The organism is Rothia sp. BD8, from assembly GCF_044878465.1.
Classification (GTDB): Bacteria; Actinomycetota; Actinomycetes; order Actinomycetales; family Micrococcaceae; genus Rothia; species Rothia kristinae.
In genome coordinates this window covers 1-18,491 of sequence record NZ_JANJES010000008.1, presented here as the reverse complement: position 1 = coordinate 18,491, position 18,491 = coordinate 1, and the positions used below count along the sequence as shown (strand labels likewise).

The following is an 18,491-nucleotide window of genomic DNA, read 5'->3' as shown; positions in this document are numbered from 1 at the left end:
CTCGGCGACGTCGGGGGAGGCGAGGGAGGGTGAGTCTCAGCGGCGCAGCCAGAGGGTGGCCTCGGCGGGGACGGTTCCCGACGACGACGCGGCGGAGCCCAGCACCACCTGGCCGGCCAGCGCCTCGGGCAGCCGCACCGGCTGGTCGGAGAAGTTGGTGACGCACACCCAGCCGCCGGGTCGGGCGAAGGCCAGCACCTGCGGGTCCCCGGTCTCGAGCCACTCCAGCTCCTCGGCCCCCTGCAGCTCGCGCCGGGCGGCCAGGGCCCGGCGGTACAGGGTGAGCGTCGAGTCCTCATCCTGTACCTCCACGGACACCGCGTACCGGCCGAACCAGTCCGGCTGCGGCAGGTGGGCCCCGTCCGGGCCGAAGCCGAAGGAGGAGCCCTCCGGGGTCCAGGGCAGCGGCACCCGGCAGCCGTCCCGGCCCTTGTCCACCCCGGGGCTGCGGAAGAAGGTGGGGTCCTGGCGGTCCTCGTCGGGGATGTCCGCGACCTCGTGCAGGCCCAGCTCCTCGCCCTGGTACAGGTAGGCGCTGCCGGGCAGGGCCAGCTCGAACAGGGTCGCCGCCCGCGCCCGGTGCAGGCCCCGCTCGGCGTCCAGCTGCGGCTCGGTTCCGCCGGAGAGGATCCAGGCGACCCCGGTCTCCTTGTCCGTCCTGCCGGGCACCTCCGGCAGGCCGTAGCGGGTCGCGTGGCGCACGACGTCGTGGTTGGACAGCACCCAGGTGCTGGAGGATCCGGAGCGGGCGGCCAGATCGGTGTTGAAGGAGACGATGTCCTTGAAGCTGCGGGCGTCGAAGTGCGCGGAGAGCAGGTCGAAGTTGAAGGCCTGGCCCAGACCCTTCGGGCTGGCGTAGGCCGGGCGTCGGTCCGCCTCCACCCACGCCTCCGCCACGGCGGTGCGCGGCGGGTCGTAGGAGTCGAAGACCTTCCGCCACTCGGCGTAGATCTCGTGCACCTCGTCCCGGTCCCACAGCGGGTGGGTGCCGTCGATGGGCATCTCGTCCAGCTGCGCCTGGGTGGGCAGCCGATCCGGCAGATCCTTGGCCAGGCCGTGGGCGACGTCGATGCGGAAGCCGTCCACGCCCCGATCGGACCAGAAGCGCAGGGTGGTCAGGAAGTCCGCCCGCACCTCGGGGTTGTCCCAGTTCAGGTCCGGCTGCTCGGGGGCGAAGCTGTGCAGGTACCACTGCCCGTCGTCCACCCGGGTCCAGGCGGGCCCGCCGAAGATCGAGATCCAGTCCGCCGGCGGCTCGGCCCCGTCCGGGCCCTGCCCGTCCCGGAAGATGTACCGCTCGCGTGCGGGGGAGCCGGGCCCGGCGGCCAGGGCCTCCTGGAACCAGGCGTGCTGATCCGAGGTGTGGTTGGGCACGATGTCCACGATCAGGCGGATCCCCGCGGCGTGCAGGGCCTCGACCATCGCGTCGAAGTCCTCCAGGGTGCCGATCTTCGGGTCCACGTCCCGGTAGTCGGCGACGTCGTAGCCGCCGTCGGCCAGGTCCGACGGGTAGAACGGGCTCAGCCACACGGCATCGACCCCGAGCTCGCGCAGGTACGGCACGCGCTCGGTGATGCCGCGCAGGTCCCCGATGCCGTTGCCGTCCGCGTCCGCGAAGGAGCGGGGGTAGATCTGGTAGACGGCGGCCTGGCGCCACCACTGCGGGTCCGGGGAGAGGCCGACGGCGGGTGCGTTCTCGGTGCGCTCGGTGCTCATGCGGTGCGGGTGTCCTTTCGAGACGGGAAGCGGAAGGGGCGCGGGGCTACTTGACGGCGCCCTGGGTGAGACCGGCCATGACCCACTTCTGGGAGATCGCGTAGGCGATCACGGACGGGCCGATCGCCAGCAGGTAGGAGGCGAAGGCGATGTTGTAGTTGTTGCTGAACTGGGTCTGGAAGATCTTCTGCACCACGGGCAGGGTCTGCATGCTCGGGTCCGCGATGATCATCGAGGGCATCATGAAGTCGTTCCAGGAGGCCAGCAGGGTGAAGATCCCGACGGTCGCGGCCATCGGCATCATCAGCGGGAACATCAGGGTCCAGAAGATCCGCCAGGTGGAGGCCCCGTCCATCCGGGCGGACTCCTCCAGCTCCTCCGGCAGGGACCGGATGAACGCGGTGAACAGCAGCACGTTGAAGGACAGGCTGAACATGATGTGCAGGACGATCACGCCCACCGGGTTGGCCAGGTGCACGTACCCGGAGAGCTTGACCTGGGACAGGGCCAGCACGGGGAAGGGCAGGAACATCGCGGCCAGCAGGTAGTAGCAGGAGATGCGGAAGAACCGGCGGTTCCAGTTGCGCGAGATCGCGTAGGAGGCCATCGCGGACAGCAGCACCGCGCCCACCGTGGAGACGACGGTGATGGTCAGGGAGATCGCGAAGACCTTCGGGAAGTCGGTCAGCTCCCAGGCCTCGCGGAAGCCCTCCACGCTCCAGGGGGCGGGCAGCTTGAAGGCCTGGCCGAGCACGGCTTGGTCCGTGGTCTTGAAGGCCATGGACACGGCCACGAAGAACGGCAGGAGCACGGACAGGGAGCAGACCATGAGGATGATGGTCAGCGGCCAGTTGGTCCCGTGCGCCGAGCGGCGACGACGCCGGGTGGTCGAGGAGCCGGTGGCGGCGGCGTCGTGCGCGGTGCGCTCGGGGCCGCCGGGCAGCGGGGTGGCGGAGATGTTGGGATCGACGGACATCTAGAACTGGGTCCTTCCGCGGGAGACGCGCAGCTGGAACAGCGCGATGACCAGGGTGATGAGGAAGAAGATGGTGGAGTTGGCCATCTGGTAGGCGTAGTCCCCGTTCTCGAAGCCGGAGAAGATCTGCATGGCCACTGAGCGGGTCGCGGTGCCGGGACCGCCCCCGGTCAGGCCGACGATGATGTCGTAGGTGCTCAGGAACGTCTTGAAGCCGAGGATCACGTTGACCAGCACGTACCCGGAGATCATGGGCACGGTGATGCGGGTCAGCTGCTGGAACGGGGTGGCCCCGTCCAGGGAGGAGGCCTCGTAGACCTCGCCCGGGATGGTCACCAGGGCGGCGATGTAGATGAGCATGGCCTGCGGGATCGCCTGCCAGGTGGTCACCAGCACGATCGAGATCCAGGCCAGGTGCGGGTTGGCGAGGATGGATTCGCGCAGCGCGTCGATGCCGATGGCCTCGGCCGCGGCGGGGATGGTGTTGGAGAAGATGAACTGGAAGACGAAGGCGATGATGATCGCGGAGACCACCATGGGCAGCACGAAGATGGTGCGCAGGGTGGTGCGGAAGCGGATCCGGCTGGTCAGCCCGATGGCCAGCAGCAGCGCGATGATGTTCACCAGGATGACGGTGACCAGGGCGACGCCGATGGTGAATCCGTAGGCCCCGAGCATCCCGGGGTCGCTGAACAGCACAGCGTAGTTGGTCAGGCCCACGAACTCCCAGTCGCCGAAGCCGATGGAGTCGGTGAAGCTGTAGAAGATGCCCATCACGGCCGGCAGCGCGATGCACAGGCTGAACAGCACCAGCGCGGGGACGAGGAACCAGTAGTAGACCGGATCCACGCGGCGTCGGCGGCGACGGCGGGTCGGGGCGGCGGCGCGGGTGCCCGTGCGCGGCTGCGAGGCCGCGGCGGAGCCTGCGGCGGGGGCGCCCGCGGCGGGCGGCTGGGCGTGACTCGGTGTCGTCATGGTCAGTCCTTGGCGGGTTGGCGTTCGGCGAGGCGGTGCCAGTCGCCGTCGAGCTTGCGGAGGGTCTCCTCGAGGTCCTGCCCCGTGAAGATGCCCTGCATGTAGTTCTCGAAGGGCACGGTCTTGGGCATGGACACCGAAGCGCCTTGGTAGAAGGCGGAGCGGTCCACGTACTTCTGCAGGTCCTGCAGGCGCGGGTCCGTGACGGGCGGGGAGTCATTGCGCACCCCGAAGCCCAGGTTCTGCTGGTTGTAGGCGTCAGCCACCTCGGGGGTGATGAGATAGCGCAGCAGGGTCCGGGCGGCCTCCGGCTGGTCGGACTTCTCCGGGATCCACAGGGCCAGGTCCAGGTTCACGCGCACCTTGCGGTCCGCGGGGTCCTCGGTCATGGGCAGCGGGAAGATGCCGATGTCGGCCTGCGGGTTCACCGTGAGGATCTCGTTCAGGGCCCAGGGGCCCTGCAGGTACATCGCGGCCTGGCCGTTGGCGAAGGCGACGTTGCCGTCGCCGTACTTGCGGTTGGCGGCGTCGCCGTTGGCGTAGTCCATCAGCCGCAGCGCCTTGCTCAGCGGCTCCTTGAACACTCGGGTGAAGGAGATCTCCCGGTCCGGCCCGGAGTCCTTCCCCTGCGCGCGCAGCTTCTGGAAGAAGTCCCCGACGTCGATGGCCCCGCCGATGCTGTAGTCCGCGATGCCCTGGGAGACGGTCCAGGCGTCCGCGCTGGTGAGGTAGAACGGGGTGACCCCGGCGGACTTGAGCTTCTCGCAGACCTCCAGCAGCTGGGACCAGGTCTGCGGGACCTGCACCCCATGCTGGTCGAAGATCGCCTTGTTGTAGAACACGGCGGCGGCCATCATCGAGTAGGGGATGGTGCACACCCGCCCCGGGTAGGTGGGGTACTGGTCCACGAGCTGCTGGATGGAATCGGCGATGTTCGCCTCGGCCTGCAGATCGGAGAGGTCGGAGAGCTCCCCGCGCTCCTGGAAGCGGGCCATCTCGTAGTTGTAGTTCAGGCAGCCCAGGTCCGGCGGGTCGGCGCGGGCGAAGCCGCTGGAGAGGTTGGAGGCGCTGTCGTGGATCGCCTCGATCTTCCCGTCCTGCTGCTCGTTGAACGTCTTCAGCAGGTTCTTGAAGTAGGGGATGGCCTCGGGTTTGGACTGGTAGAAGCGCACCTGGGGGACGTCCGGGCCGCCGCAGGCGGACAGTCCCAGGGCCAGCGAGCCGAGGGCGGCCGCGCCGAGGAAGGAGCGGCGGGACAGCGGGCGGGGCCCGGGAGCCGTGGCGGAACGAGCCGGCGGCAGGTGGGGCACGGCGACCTCCTGGAAGGGCGGACGACGGGCCCGACGGCGCCGTCGCGGATGGGCTGTGGTGCGGCGCACAGCACCGCTTCGACTAAATATAGACCGTAAATATAATCGAGGCAACGACCTCGTGGAAGGATGGCGCCTCATGACGACCCCTGACCCGGCAGGCGGCAGCTCCGCCGCCCTGCTGCGCCGCCTCAACACCCGCACCGTCCTGGATGTGATGTGGGCGGGACGGCCGGCCACGGCCAGCGATCTGATGCGCCGCACGGGGCTGACCCGCGCCACCGTGCTGGCGGTGTGCCGGGAGCTGACCGAACAGGGCTGGCTGCGCCCCGCCCGGGACACCCGCGCCGCCGGCGCCGCCTACACCAAGGGCCGGCCCGCCCTGCGCTACGCCTTCGCCGCGGAGAAGGCGCTCGTGGTGGGGGTGGACGCCGGGCAGCACCGGATCGCCGCGCGCGTCACGGACCTGGCCGGGCGGGATCTCGGGCTCGCCGAGCGCGCCCAGGACCTCACCGTCCCCCAGCCCGGAGAGCCCCCGCGCCCGGCCGAGCGGATCGCGGCGGAGGCCGCCCGGCGCCGCGAGGAGGTGCGCGCCGTCGTGGACACGGCCCTGGGCATCGCCGGGGTCGAACCGGAGCGGGTGGGCTGCGTGGTCCTCGGGATCCCCGCCCCGGTGGATGCCGCCGGGCACTCCCCGGAGGGGGCCAACCAGTACTGGGAGCTGATGAACCCCGGACTGGCGGATCTGTTCGCCGAGCGCGGCTGGGTCTGCCGGGTGGAGAACGACGCCAACCTCGCCGCCTTATCCGAGCTGGCCCTGGACCCGGCGCGGACCGAGCAGAGCTTCGCCCTGCTGCTGGCGGGGGAGCGCTACGGGGCGGGGCTGGTGCTCGGTGGCGAGCTGCTGCGCCAGCGCCGCGGCGGGGCCGGGGAGCTGGGCGTGCTGGGGCTGGTCTCCGGCGTGGAGGGCACCGGAGCGGTGGGCCAGACCGTCCGGGAAGCCGCGGCGGCCGCGATCGCCGCCGCGCAGACCGCCGACACGGTGCGGGGCGATTCGGGGGGCACTGGGGCGGAGGAGGCCGGTCCGGCGGGCTCCGACGGGCGGGAGCGCCGTCGGACCGGGCTGACCCGGTGGGCCCCGGAGCAGGTGCGCGCGGAGAACGTCTTCCGCCTGGCCGAAGAGGGCGACGTCGTCGCCGTCGGGATCGTGGAGGACGCCCTGGACCGGCTGGCCCGGGTGTGCGCGGTGCTGGCGGGACCGCTGGACCTGGATGCGGTGGTGATCGGCGGCGGCATCGCCCCGGCCATCCGGCCCCGCCTGGAGTGGCTGCACGAGCGAGTCCAGCGCTACCTCCACGCCCCGTGGCTGCGGCTGTCCACCTCGGCGGCCGGCGCCGACGCCGTGCGCATCGGCGCCTGCTGGGCCGGCATCGAGGCCGTGCGCGCGGCCGCCCTGGAAGACTGACCCTGCCCCCCGGGGGTGGGAGCACGCCCGCGTCGGAGGGCTGCGGGGAGGTGCCGCCGGGGTCCTGCTCTCCCGTGCCCGTGCCGGTGGGCGCGGTTGCTACTCCGCCCAGGGGGCGGCGTCGGCCTCCACGGCGGAGGTGTCCACCTGCGCTCGCTGCTCCTGCCCCGCCACCGCGGCGACGTCGATCGCGCCGGTCAGCGGCCCGGTGGGCTCCAGGTTCTCCTCGGTCTCCGGGTCGAAGAAGTGCGGGCGCCCGGTGGGGGCGATGAACAGGCGGTCGTAGCGGCGCACCGGGGTCCGCCCGTCCGTGCGCACGATGATCTGCGCGGGACGCTCGGTGTTGGGGCTCTTCATGCTCACCGGGGAGCGGCGCGGCAGGGAGGCATGGATGTAGGCGTCCGCCCCGAGCTCCTCCACCAGGTCCACGTGCACCTCGAAGCCCTCGCCCTCGGCGACGATCCCGAAGTCCTCCGGGCGCACCCCCACATCCACCGCGCCCTCGGCCCGGCCGGCGAGGCTGGTGGGACGGCGCAGCACGGCGTCGCCCAGGTGCACGCCGTCGGCCCGCAGCTGGCCCTGCAGGATGTTCATGGACGGGGAGCCGATGAACCCGGCGACGAACTCGTTGGCCGGGTGGTCGTAGAGGTTCGCGGGGGTGTCCACCTGCTGCAGCTTCCCGGCGCGCAGCACCGCGACCCGATCCCCCATGGTCATGGCCTCGGTCTGGTCGTGGGTCACGTACACGGTGGTCACCCCCAGCTGATCGGTCAGCTCGGAGATCTGGGTGCGGGTCTGCACGCGCAGCTTGGCGTCCAGGTTGGACAGCGGCTCATCCATCAGGAACACCTGCGGCTGACGCACGATCGCCCGGCCCATCGCCACCCGCTGGCGCTGCCCGCCGGAGAGGGCCTTGGGCTTGCGGTCCAGGTACTCGGTGAGGTCCAGCAGCTGGGCGGCCTCCTCCACGCGCTTGTCCCGCTTGTCCTTGGGCATCTTGGCGATCTTCAGCGGGAAGGCGATGTTCTCCCGCACGGACAGGTGGGGGTACAGGGCGTAGTTCTGGAAGACCATCGCGATGTCCCGCTCCTTGGAGGGCAGGTCCGTGGCGTCCTTCTGGCCGATGCGGATGCTGCCCTCGGTGACGTCCTCCAGCCCGGCGAGCATCCGCAGCACCGTGGACTTGCCGCAGCCGGAGGGGCCCACGAGCACCAGGAACTCGCCGTCGCGGATGTCCAGGTCCAGGTGGGAGACGGAGTCCCGATCCGCCCCGGGGTAGCGGCAGGTGACGTCGTCGAAGGAGATGGCGGCCATGGTGTCCTCATTTCTCGCGGCAGCGCGGGCGTCGTCGTCCGGGAGGCGGGCCGGGTGCGCGCGACGCTGCGGCACGGCCCGAACGAGTTTATTTAGAACCAGAATAAACTCCCGGGCCCGGATTGCATAGCCTGCGTCACAGGCGCGTCGCCCGTCCCGCGCCCAGCGCAGCGCCCCACCCGCTCACCCGCCCGCCCACCTCAGCGCCCCGCCCCCAGCGCCGAGTCATCGATTCCTGCGGATTTTCGGCCGAAAACCGGCAGGAATCGATGACTCGGCGACGTCGGTGGGCGCGAGGGAGGCAAGGGGTGGCGGGGGTGGGTCAGGGCCCGACGGCGTCCAGGTTCAGCGTGCGCTGGATGCCCACGCGGGCCGCGACATCGTCGTCGTGGGTGACCAGCAGCAGCGCGCCCCGGTAGGTGCTCAATGCGTCCACCAGCCAGTCCACGGTGGGCAGGTCCAGGGCGTTGGTGGGTTCATCCAGGATCAGCAGGCGCGGGGCCGGGGCGGCCAGCAGCTCCCGGGCCAGCGCGACCCGCAGCCGCTCTCCGCCGGAGAGGTCCCCGACCCGGGAGAAGACCTCCTCGCGCCGGAACAGCAGGGCCGCCAACCGATCCCGCAGCTGCTGCTCGGAGGCCCCGGGGTTCGACGCCGCCACGCAGGAGAGCACGGTGGCCTCCGGGTCCAGCAGGATCCGCTGCGGCAGGTGCCCCGTCTCCGGCACCCGGAAGCGCACCGTGTACGGACTCGGCGGGGCTTCGGCCGGGGGGACCTCGCCAGGGTGGGCGAGGATGCGGCGGATCAGCGTGGACTTCCCGGACCCGTTGGCCCCGGCCAGGCGCACCCGCTCCGGTCCGGTGAGGATCACGTGCGCCAGCTCGGTGGGCAGGGGCTCCTCCCGCTGCGCGAGATCGTCGGAGATCTGCAATTCCACGATCTTCGTCCCGGCCGCCACCGAGGTCTCCGGCAGCTCCAGGTGCACCCGGGGGCGGACGGCGAGCCCGGCCTGCGCCTGTTCGAGGCGCTCGCGGGCGGCCTCCTCCCGCTCGGAGTGCACCCCGCGACGCCGGGCCGCCGTGCGCTGCGCCGCGCGCTTCTTGTTCCCGGCCGCCAGCGGAGCGTACCTGCCCTCGCGCTCAGCCCGAGCTCCGCGCCGGGCATCCCGGACCTCCCGGGTCTGCAGGGCGATCCGCTCCCGACGCTGCCGGTCCAGGTCCGCCGCGGCCTCCCGCACCCGACGTCGGGCCGTGTTCTGCTCCGCGCTCGCGGTCTGCTCCCACACTGAGTACGGGCCCTCGACCTGCCGCAGGGTCGCGGCCACCGCCCGATGCCCTCGGGTGAACTGCGCGGGGACCAGCCCGGTGATCGTGTCGCACTCCTCCAGCAGGGTGCGGTCGTGGCTGACGACGAGCACCGGGATGCGCCCGCGCAGCTCCGCCAGCAGGGCGGCCAGCAGCTCGCGTCCCGCGGCATCCAGGCTGTTGGTGGGCTCATCCAGGATCAGCGCCTTCGGGCGGGCCAGGTGGATCCCCGCCAGGGCGACGCGCACGGCCTGGCCCCCGGAGAGCTCTCCGATGCGCCGGTGCGGGTCCAGCCCGGGCAGTCCGGCGCGGCCCAGGGCGCTCGCGATGCGCTCCTCGACGTCCCAGTCCTCGCCGATGCGCTCGTACAGGGCGGGGTCGGCGTCCCCGGCGATGACGGCCTCGAGCGCGTCGAGGGTCTCGGCCGCACCGAGCACCTCGGCCACCCGCGCCTCGGCGCGCAGCCCCAGATCCTGGGGCATCGCGTGGATGGGGGCCGGAGCCGAGACGGCGTCGACGGCGGGGGTGAGGTCTCCGGTGATGAGACGTACCAGGGTGGTCTTCCCGGAGCCGTTGGGTCCGATGATCCCGTGCAGGCCGGGTCCCCAGGCGGCGTCGGCGGCGGCGAGGCAGGGGGTGGAGTCCGGCCAGGAGAAGGTGAGGTCGTGGATGGCGATGGCGGATGCGGGCATGGTGCGCTCCCTCGTCGGCAGATGCGGGTGCCGAGGGGCGCGGGGGCTCCTCGGCGCTTATCGGCTGAGAGGGAGCAGATCCACCGGGATTCCTGACGCAGGGGGCATTGACGACCCCAGGGTAACATGCGTCACGGTTGAGGGGACAGGGTATGGCCCATGGCTGCCTTCCCCGCATCCTCCTGATCCATGGAGCCTGGCACGATGCCGCAGCGCTCCGGGAGCGGATCGCCGACTCGGAGCGCCCCACTCTCCGCAGAGATCCCAGCGCCGAGTCATCGATTCCGACGAGTTTTCGGCCGAAAACCCGCAGGAATCGATGACTCGGCGACGCCGGGGGGAGGAGGGAGGTGGGGGGCGACGTCGCGGAGGGGAGAGAGGCTGCGCAGCTCAGGCGGTGAAGCCGGGGACCTGGCCGAGGCGTTCGGAGTTGTCGTCCCAGTCGCCTTCCTGCTCGTCCTGGACGAAGGCGACCACCAGCAGCTCGAAGGTCACGTTGGCGAAGGGGGAGCGCACCCAGTACTTCAGCGGGATCTCCGCGACGTCGCTGGGCTGCAGGGTGCCGGACCAGGACCAGTTCCACTTGGACCCCTCGCCCTTGGCGAAGACCGGGGTGGGGATCTCGGTGAGCGTGGCCTGCGGGGTCCCGGAGGCGAGTTTCACCTGGTTGCTGCCCAGCGGGATGTAGTCCGAGGCGTAGTCCTTCATCGCCGCCTCGAAGGTCCCCACCGGGTTCACGGCCGGCACGGAGCCCACGTTGGTAACCCGCACCATGGGCGGCAGGCTCGCCATCTGCGCGACGGTCCTCAGGTCCTGCTGGTAGACGGGCACCGTCATCTCCGGCTGCCAGGTGTCCATATCCACGGGCGGGTCCACGACGTCGATGGCCAGGTCCGTGGGCTGATCGGGCAGGACGCTCGCGGCGGCCGCCGGCGCCGCCGTCGCAACGACGACGGCGGGAGCGCCCCACGCGGCGCCCTTGAGCATCGCGCGGCGGGTGGGAGCGGGAAGATGCGGCCGGGAGGTGGATGACATGGGTTCCTCGATTCGGTGCGAGTCGGGTGCGGAGAGGTCCTCGTGCGGGGCGGATCAGGAGAAGCGGCCGGCCTCGAGCAGCCGGTCCATGGAGCGCATCGCCAGGGCGGTGATCGTGACGAACGGGTTGACGCCGATCTTTCCGGGGATCAGGGAGCCGTCCATCACGAACAGCCCCGGGGCGCCGCGGACCTCGCCCTGCTCGTCGGTGGCCTGGCCGAGCACCGCCCCGCCGAGCGGGTGGTAGGTGAAGTAGTCCGTGAACTGCTTGCCGCCCTCGAACAGATCCCCGCGGTACCGGGTGCCCGGATTCGCGGCGTTGATGCGGTCGAAGACCGCGCGCACCGCGGCCACGGAGGGCTGGGACATCTGCTGGGTCCAGCCGAGGCTCAGCCCGCGGGCGGGGTCCCACCCGAAGCGCGCCAGATTCGGGTTGTTGGTGATCGCCAGGTACACGTTCGAGTGGGTCTCCAGACCAGCCGGGAACGGCGCGATCTCCGCGAACACGGAGTTCTGGGAGCCGTCCCAGGCCCGGATGCCCAGGGCGGGGATGGTGGACTGCAGGGAGCCGGTGCGGGTGCCGAAGCCCAGCCAGCGGGCCAGCATGGTGTTGCCGTTGGGACCCCACCCGGCGCCGATGCCGTCGTTGCCGCGCAGACCGGCGACGCCGCCGTCGTGCTGTGCCTTCATCAGCAGCCGCGCGGTGCCCACGGAGCCGGCGGCGAGGATGACGCGGTCGTACACGCGGGTGCTGCGGGACAGGACGTTCCCGCTGAAGTCGATGGTCTTCAGCTCCAGCCGGTAGGCGCCGTCCTCCTGGCGGGTGATGCCGGTGACCTCCGTCAGCGAGGTGAGGTTGACCAGCCCGGTGTCCAGGGCCTTCTTGAGCAGGGTCCGGGTCAGGGACTTCTTGCCGTGGTTGTTCCCGTAGATCACCTCCTGGGCCAGGGCCGAGCGCTCGGCACGTCGGTGGCCCTCGCGGCGCATGTGGTCCCAGTCGTAGACGTTGGGCACCGGCACGGTGCGGTACCCGGCCTTGGCCGCGTGGGAGGCGGCCACGCGGGCGAACTGGTAGTACGCGGCGGTGCCCACCAGGGCGGTCGCCGGGGCCTGCACGCCCAGGGCCCGGTTGGCCTCGGGGAAGTAGCGGGAGTACATCTGTGCGGCGTCGACCTGCGGCAGCACCTGCTCGAAGAACGCCCGATCCGGGGTCACGGCCATGCCGCCGTTGACGAGGGAGCCGCCGCCGACGCCGCGCCCCACGTACACCTTCATCTGCTCGAAGCGCTCGATGCCGAGCACCCCGGCGCCGGCGGCGACGTCGCGGTTGATCAGGTCGAAGCCGCCGAGGGTGCTGAAGGGCATGTCCGTGCGGGTCTCGAACCACACCGAGCGGGAGGTGGGCTTGGTCATCGAGGTGAAGGTGCGCCCGCCGCCCTTGGGGAAGGAGTCCCAGTCCACGCCCATCTCGATGAGGTCCACCGGGATGCCGCGGCGGGTCAGCCGGTCCGCGGCCACGGCCCCGCCGTATCCGGAGCCGATGACGGCCACCCGCCGGCCGGCGCGCTGTTCGGCGGCCCGGGCGGCGTCGGTGCGCTCTGCGGCGGAGGCGGGGAAGGTGAGGGCCAGCGCGCCGGCGGCGAGCGTGCCGCTGGTCAGGGCTGCGCGCAGGACGGCGCGGCGATCGTGCAGGGGCATGGGTGATCTCTGTCCTGGGAGTGCGAGTGATGTCGAGGCGCCGCGACGGGTGCGGCGCATCGCGGATCATCGTAGGGTCCGGGCGCGGTCCGGGTCCGCTCCCTGCACGGAACGGGTGACAGGATTCCCGCGCGGCGGCGTCGGCCGGTCGCTGCGGGGCGGGGTTTGTGTTCAGATGCGCCGTTCGTGCTGAGATGCTGCACGGCGGGGCGCATCTCAACACGAACGGCGCATCTCAGAACGGAACCCGCATCTCACCGGCGGGGGCCGCTTGCCTCGGGGCCGTCCGCTTCGGGATCCCCGTCGGAGGAACCCGCCCCGGCCGGGCCCTGCGGGGGCACGGGGCTGCGGCGCACGCCGGGGGCCACCCACAGGGTGTCCAGCAGATCCGGGACGGGGGCGTCGCGCCGCTCCACCGGGACCCACCGGTGGGTGGCGTTGATGCCCCAGTGCTGGTTCTCCGGCGCGGGGTGGTAGGCGTCCGTGAAGCGCCCCGCCTGCAGCGGATCCGCCCAGGAGGCGGCCGGCTCGGCGGCCGGGACCATGCTCAGCGGCTCGCGCGGCGGGTTCTGCTTGGGCCGCCAGATCAGGCGCCCGGGGCGGGAGCGGTCTCGCAGGGCGTGGGCCCGCCAGGTGTTGGCCGGATGGGTCAGGCCCAGGTTCGCTAACCAGGTGAACAGGCCGCGCTCGTACACGGCGCGGTCCGCGTACTCGTCGAAGTTCACGTCCGCGTTGAGGTACTTGCCGGCGGCGAGCACCTTGATCTGCCCGCGCGCCCCCTGCGGGCAGAAGCGGTAGCCGAAGTTGTCCGCGGTGTACTCCTGGGCGCGGGAGAGGATGTTGCCCAGGACCGGGATCTGGTTGAACAGGGACAGCCCCAGGAGTCGGAAGTAGGAGACGTGGCCGGCGGCGATGTGCCCGACCTCGTGCCCGATGATGAACCGCAGCGCCTCCGGGTCCCGCGCCGCCCCGCCGATCTCGAACAGGTCCGAGTACACGGCGATGAAGCGGCGGTGCCCGTGACCGGCGGCGAAGGCGTTGATCTGGCCGTTGCCCAGCATCACGTAGGCGTCCGGCACACGACGCAGACCCGCGGCCTCGGCGGCCTCCACGACCATCCGGTAGGCCTCCGGGAACTGGGTGGGGGTGATCCGCACCCCGCTCAGCCGGATCTGCGCGTACATCAGGGCGCGGGCGAGGAAGAACACGATCGGGGCGACGATCGCCAGCGCGATGATCTGCGCGGACAGGGACTGGGCGAAGCCGATCAGCTCGTACAGCGGCTCGCCGGGCTGCCCTCGGCGCATGATCCCGGCGATCTGCCGGCCGAAGACCAGGTTCACCAGCATCACGTACCAGGCGAACAGCCACCCCACCACGGTGATCACCACGCCGACGACGACCCACGGGATCTCCGCGGCGTGCCGGATCCTGCCCAGCAGCGGGCCGGCGAGCAGGGACTGGAAGCCGAACAGCTTCGGCGCCGGGAACGGGCTGGCCGGGTTCTGGCGGGCGTCCTCCGGGACCCAGCCGCCGGAGAGGTCATCCGGCAGGGGCTGGGGAGGGAAGGCGGCGGCCGCGGGTGTGGTGCCCGGCGCGCCGTAGGTCCGCCGCACGATCCCCGGGGGCGGGAAGCCCGGCCCGGTCCCGCCCGGGCCCCCGGGGCCTCCCTGTCCGCCGGGCCCGCCCGACGTCGGTCCGCCCGGGGCGCCTGCCCCGGCCCCGCCCGACGTCGGACCACCGGGTCCCCCGGGACCCCCCGGCCCGGAGCCCGCCCCGGATCCCTCCGGTCCTCGCGCTGCGCCGTCGGGCTGATCGGTCATGGCTGCCCCTTCCCCGCGATGGTGCGCCGCACAGGCGGCGGTGATCTCCGACTACTGTAGCCGGGTGCTACCGACGGGCGCCCCGCTGACGGCGCGCGACCACCAGGCCGGCCGTCGCCTCGGCGATCGCCCGCTCCTCGTCCGTGGGCACCACGAGCACCGTGATCGCCGAATCCTCCCCGGAGATCACCCGGGTCTCGGAGGAGCGGCGGGCGTTGGCGTGCTCGTCCAGCGTGATGCCCAGGGCGCCCAGGCGCTGCAGCACCAGCTCGCGGAAGTACGCGGAGTTCTCCCCGATCCCGGCGGTGAACACGAGGGTCTTCGCCCCGCCCACGGCCACGTGGTATCCGCCGATGTACAGGGCCAGGCGGTAGGCGGCCATGTCCAGGGCCAGCTGCGCGGACTCGTCGCCGTTGACCGCGCGGATGGACAGCTCCCGCATGTCGTTGGTCCCGCCGATGGCCTTCAGCCCGGACTCGCTGTTGAGCGTCCGGGCCATCTCCTCCGGGTCCATGCCCTGACGCTGCATCAGGGAGGTCAGCACGGAGGGGTCGACGTCGCCGGAGCGGGTGCCCATGACCAGCCCGGCCAGCGGGGTGTACCCCATCGAGGTGTCGATGGACTCCCCGCCGCGGATCGCGGTCACCGAGGCGCCGTTGCCCAGGTGGGCGATGATCCCGTCGAAGCTACTGCGCTCCACCCCCAGGTGCTCGCAGGCCTTCTGGGTGACGTAGTCGTGGCTGGTGCCGTGGAAGCCGTACTTGCGGATCCCGTGCATCCGGTAGAACTCATCCGGCAGGGCGTAGCGCCAGGCGTACTCCGGCATGGAGCGGTGGAAGGCGGTGTCGAACACGACCACCTGCGGCAGGTGCGGCCACTTGCGCTGGATCGCGCGGATGCCCATCGCGTTGGCGGGGTTGTGCAGCGGGGCCAGCGGGGCCAGGCGCTCGATCGCGCGCACGATCTCGTTATTGACGATCACCGGGGCGGAGAAGCGCTCCCCGCCGTGCACCACCCGGTGCCCGACGGCGTCGATCTCCCGGCCGTCCAGCGCGGCGTCGATCTCCTCGCTCATCCGCTCCAGGGCCTCGGTGTGGTCCTTCGCCCCGCCGGGCTCCCCGATGTTCTCGATCAGCCCCTTGGCCAGCACCTGATCTCCCTCCACCCCGAGGGTGGCCCGCTCCAGGGTGATCCGCTCGTTGATCGCGGGCATCGAGGAGGTGTACGGGTCCGTATTCTCCTCGGAGGTGCTCACCTCCCGCACCTGGTACTTGATCGAAGAGGATCCGGAGTTGATGACCAGGACGAGCAAGGGGGGCTCCTTCGCCGGGGACGTGCGGGAAATGTGACCCCCCGATCATCTCATCCGCGGCGGGGCTTAGCCTGGAGGAGCGCGCCGTCGGAAGGCGCGTCGCCGCAGCAGCGACGCCCCGCATCGAGGAGAGGAACACCCGTGAGCACCCTGGCAGAGCTGGCCCGCACCTACTACGACACCGTGGACACCGTCCCGGCCGACGTGCCCCCGCTGTTCGCCTCCGACGCCGTGTACAAGCGCCCCGGCTACCCGGCCTTCGAGGGCGCGGACGCGCTGGTGGCCTTCTACACCGGGGAGCGGGTGATCGCCTCCGGGAAGCACGGCATCACCCACCTCATCCCCGACGAGGCCTCCCGCACCGTGTTCGTGGAGGGGGTGTTCACCGGGCGGCTGAAGGACGGCACCGAGGTGCGCGCGCCCTTCGCGGACGTCCTGGAGTTCGACGACGCCGGGCTGATCCGGCGCCGCCAGACCTACTTCGACGACACCCAGGTCTGAGCCCCCGCCCCAGCCGTCCCGCCCACCCCGACCCCCTCCCCGGCCGGAGCCGTTCGGAGGCGGGGCGGGGCGAGCCCGCCGCCCCGGGGCTCAGTCCTGCTGGGCCTGGATCGCGGTGATCGCCACGGTGTTGACGATGTCGTCCACGGTGCAGCCGCGGGAGAGGTCGTTGACCGGCTTGCGCAGCCCCTGCAGCACCGGACCCACCGCGACCGCGCCGGAGGACTGCTGGACGGCCTTGTAGGTGTTGTTCCCGGTGTTCAGGTCCGGGAACACGAAGACCGTCGCCTGCCCGGCCACCGCGGAGTCCGGGAGCTTGGAGGCGGCGATCGAGGCGTTCGTGGCGGCGTCGTACTGGATCGGGCCCTCCACCGGGAAGTCCGGATCCGCGGAGCGCACCAGCTCGGTGGCCTCGCGCACCGTGTCCACGTCCTGCCCGGAGCCGGAGCCGCCGGTGGAGTAGGAGAGCATCGCGACCCGGGGCTCGACGCCGAACTGCCGGGCGGTGGCCGCGGAGGCCCGGGCGATGTCCGCCAGCTGCGCCGCATCCGGGTTGGGGTTCACCGCGCAGTCCCCGTAGACCAGGGCGCGGTCCTCCAGGAGCATGAAGAACACGGAGGAGACGATCTTCACGCCCTCCTTGGTCTTCACGAACTCCAGGGCGGGGCGGATGGTGTTGGCGGTGGTGTGCGCCGCCCCGGAGACCATGCCGTCGGCGTCGCCGAGCTGGACCATCATGGTGCCGAAGTAGCTGCCGTCCAGCATCCGCTCCATCGCCTGCTCCTGGGTGACGCCCTTGTGGGCGCGCAGCCGCGCGTACTCCTGTGCGTAGGCCTCCCGCAGGGCGGAGGTGGACAGGTCGATCAGGCGCACCGCGCCGCGGGCCGGCTCCTCGTCTTCGCTCAGCTCCAGGGCCAGGCCCTCGTTCTGGGCCAGCTCCCGGATCTTCGCGGCCTCGCCCAGTATGATCAGATCGCAGAAGTCCCGGCGCACGATGATCTCCGCGGCGCGCAGCACCCGCACGTCCTCGCCCTCCGGCAGGACGATCCGACGCCGCTGGGCCCGGGCGGTCTCGATGAGGTTGTGCAGGAACCGCAGCGGGGTCATCGTCGCGGGTCGGGGAAGCTCCAGCCGGTGCAGCAGTTCCTGCTCGTCCACCGCGTTGGCCCATTCGCCCAGGGCGGCGGCGATCTTGCGCCGCTCCCCGGCGCGCAGGTCCCCCTGCGCCCGGCCCACGGCCTGCGCGGCGGAGTAGGTGTCCTGGCCGGTGCGCAGCACGGGGAACGGGGCGGCGTCGATCAGCGCCTGCGTGGCCGTGCCGGTCAGGTGGTCCCCGGACAGTAGCACGCCGGCGGGGGCCGGGAAGCTCGGGGACAGGGCGGAGGCCAGGGTGGCCATGACGACGTCGGCCCGGTCCGCGGGAGTGATGATGAAGTCCCCGTCGCCCATCTGCTCCAGGAAGTTCCCGACCGTCATCGCCGCGACCTTCACCGCCTGGATGTCCCGGTCCGCGGAGGCGCCCAGGGCGGTGTCGTCCAGGGCGAGGCTGCGGATGACGTCGGCGACGGTGGGCTGGGAGATCGCCGGGTTCTCCGGGATCACGTACACCTGCCCGCCGCGGCGCCCGGCCGGGGTGCGCTCGGCGACCTCGGCCACCCGCTCCGGGTCCACCCGGTTCACGACCACGCCGAGCAGGTCCGTCTTGGCCGAGCGCAGCTCCGAGCGGGTCACCTCCACGGAGTTGACGATGTCCTCCACGGACTCCGCCTCGCCCCCGTTGATCACGGCCAGCACCGAGCAGTCCATGGTGTTGGCCAGGCGGGCGTTGAGGTCGAACTCCGCTGTCGCGGCGTTGTGCGCGAGCAGATCCGTGCCGTCCACGATGACGACGTCGTAGCTCGGGGCCATCTGCGCGTAGACGGCCAGGCACACGCTGACCAGCTCATCCTGCTGGCCGGAGGCCAGGTACTCCCGGCACTGGGCCAGGCTGACGCCGCCGCGCGCGGCGTCGTCGTCCAGGCCGAAGGTCTCCTGCATGAGCCGCACGCGCGGATCCTGGGCGGGGGTGTCCCCCAGGTGCACGGGGCGGAAGTAGCCCACGCGGTCCGCGCGGCGGATCAGGGAGTCGGCCAGGCCCAGGGCGATCAGGGTCTTGCCGGCCCGCGGCGTCATGGCGTCCAGGAAGATGCCGGTGCTCATTAGGGGTTCCTCGCGGTCGGTGGCAGGGGTGCGGTCCGTCCTCCAGTCTAGGCCGTGTTGCTAAAGGGTGCTCGTGGGCACGTGGGTGATCCTTGTGTTCGTGGCGCGTGTGGAGATCTCTGATGATGATTGGGCTGTGATCGGCCCATTGTTTCCGGCCGTGGGCACGACTGG

At 71.7% G+C, this 18,491-nt stretch carries 13 protein-coding genes; 2 read left to right on the top strand and 11 right to left on the bottom strand.

Translation table 11 applies throughout. From position 1 onward, the window contains the following. Positions 1-36 precede the first annotated feature (36 nt). Genes NQ707_RS07565 through NQ707_RS07550 form a run of 4 tightly spaced genes read right to left on the bottom strand, consistent with a single transcriptional unit; the run spans position 37 to position 4,977 of the window. Complete coding sequence (locus NQ707_RS07565; protein WP_129357998.1) at positions 37-1,716, bottom strand: glycoside hydrolase family 13 protein; 1,680 nt, start codon at positions 1,714-1,716, stop codon at positions 37-39. A gap of 46 nt (positions 1,717-1,762) precedes the next feature. Next, positions 1,763-2,692, bottom strand: coding sequence for a carbohydrate ABC transporter permease (locus NQ707_RS07560; RefSeq protein WP_100463380.1), 930 nt, complete (start codon positions 2,690-2,692; stop codon positions 1,763-1,765). Continuing rightward, a complete protein-coding gene (locus tag NQ707_RS07555; protein ID WP_075515455.1) occupies positions 2,693-3,667 on the bottom strand; it encodes a carbohydrate ABC transporter permease in 975 nt (324 codons plus the stop codon). A gap of 2 nt (positions 3,668-3,669) precedes the next feature. Next, positions 3,670-4,977, bottom strand: coding sequence for an ABC transporter substrate-binding protein (locus tag NQ707_RS07550; protein ID WP_279752236.1), 1,308 nt, complete (start codon positions 4,975-4,977; stop codon positions 3,670-3,672). A gap of 139 nt (positions 4,978-5,116) precedes the next feature. Between NQ707_RS07550 and NQ707_RS07545 the strand changes: the two genes are divergently transcribed. Then, positions 5,117-6,442 (top strand): ROK family transcriptional regulator, encoded by a 1,326-nt coding sequence (locus tag NQ707_RS07545; protein ID WP_404435294.1) that lies wholly within the window; start codon positions 5,117-5,119, stop codon positions 6,440-6,442. Between the two features lie 99 nt (positions 6,443-6,541). On the opposite strand, the gene NQ707_RS07540 is transcribed toward NQ707_RS07545, so the two are convergent. The 6 genes from NQ707_RS07540 to NQ707_RS07515 all read right to left on the bottom strand — a co-directional run bounded on the left by NQ707_RS07540 (position 6,542) and on the right by NQ707_RS07515 (position 15,617). After that, entirely contained in the window at positions 6,542-7,756 is a 1,215-nt protein-coding gene (locus NQ707_RS07540; protein ID WP_100463375.1) for an ABC transporter ATP-binding protein, read from the bottom strand. 322 nt (positions 7,757-8,078) lie between these two features. Beyond that, positions 8,079-9,749, bottom strand: coding sequence for an ATP-binding cassette domain-containing protein (locus tag NQ707_RS07535; RefSeq protein WP_100463374.1), 1,671 nt, complete (start codon positions 9,747-9,749; stop codon positions 8,079-8,081). A gap of 390 nt (positions 9,750-10,139) precedes the next feature. Next, a complete protein-coding gene (locus NQ707_RS07530; RefSeq protein ID WP_058743761.1) occupies positions 10,140-10,784 on the bottom strand; it encodes a hypothetical protein in 645 nt (214 codons plus the stop codon). Between the two features lie 54 nt (positions 10,785-10,838). After that, positions 10,839-12,482 carry a GMC oxidoreductase gene (locus NQ707_RS07525; RefSeq protein ID WP_100463372.1) on the bottom strand — a complete coding sequence of 548 codons (1,644 nt, stop codon included), beginning with the start codon at positions 12,480-12,482 and terminating at the stop codon, positions 10,839-10,841. 254 nt (positions 12,483-12,736) lie between these two features. Further along, complete coding sequence (locus tag NQ707_RS07520; RefSeq protein WP_358293223.1) at positions 12,737-14,098, bottom strand: M48 family metallopeptidase; 1,362 nt, start codon at positions 14,096-14,098, stop codon at positions 12,737-12,739. A 274-nt stretch (positions 14,099-14,372) separates the two neighbouring features. Next, complete coding sequence (locus NQ707_RS07515; RefSeq protein WP_404435292.1) at positions 14,373-15,617, bottom strand: acetate/propionate family kinase; 1,245 nt, start codon at positions 15,615-15,617, stop codon at positions 14,373-14,375. 141 nt (positions 15,618-15,758) lie between these two features. Here NQ707_RS07515 and NQ707_RS07510 point away from each other — a divergent pair, with 141 nt between their 5' ends. Next, entirely contained in the window at positions 15,759-16,118 is a 360-nt protein-coding gene (locus NQ707_RS07510; RefSeq protein WP_064725673.1) for a nuclear transport factor 2 family protein, read from the top strand. 90 nt (positions 16,119-16,208) lie between these two features. Here the strand turns inward: NQ707_RS07510 and pta are convergent, their stop codons facing one another. After that, positions 16,209-18,317, bottom strand: coding sequence for a phosphate acetyltransferase (gene pta / locus NQ707_RS07505; RefSeq protein WP_404435290.1), 2,109 nt, complete (start codon positions 18,315-18,317; stop codon positions 16,209-16,211). Positions 18,318-18,491: the final 174 nt, after the last annotated feature.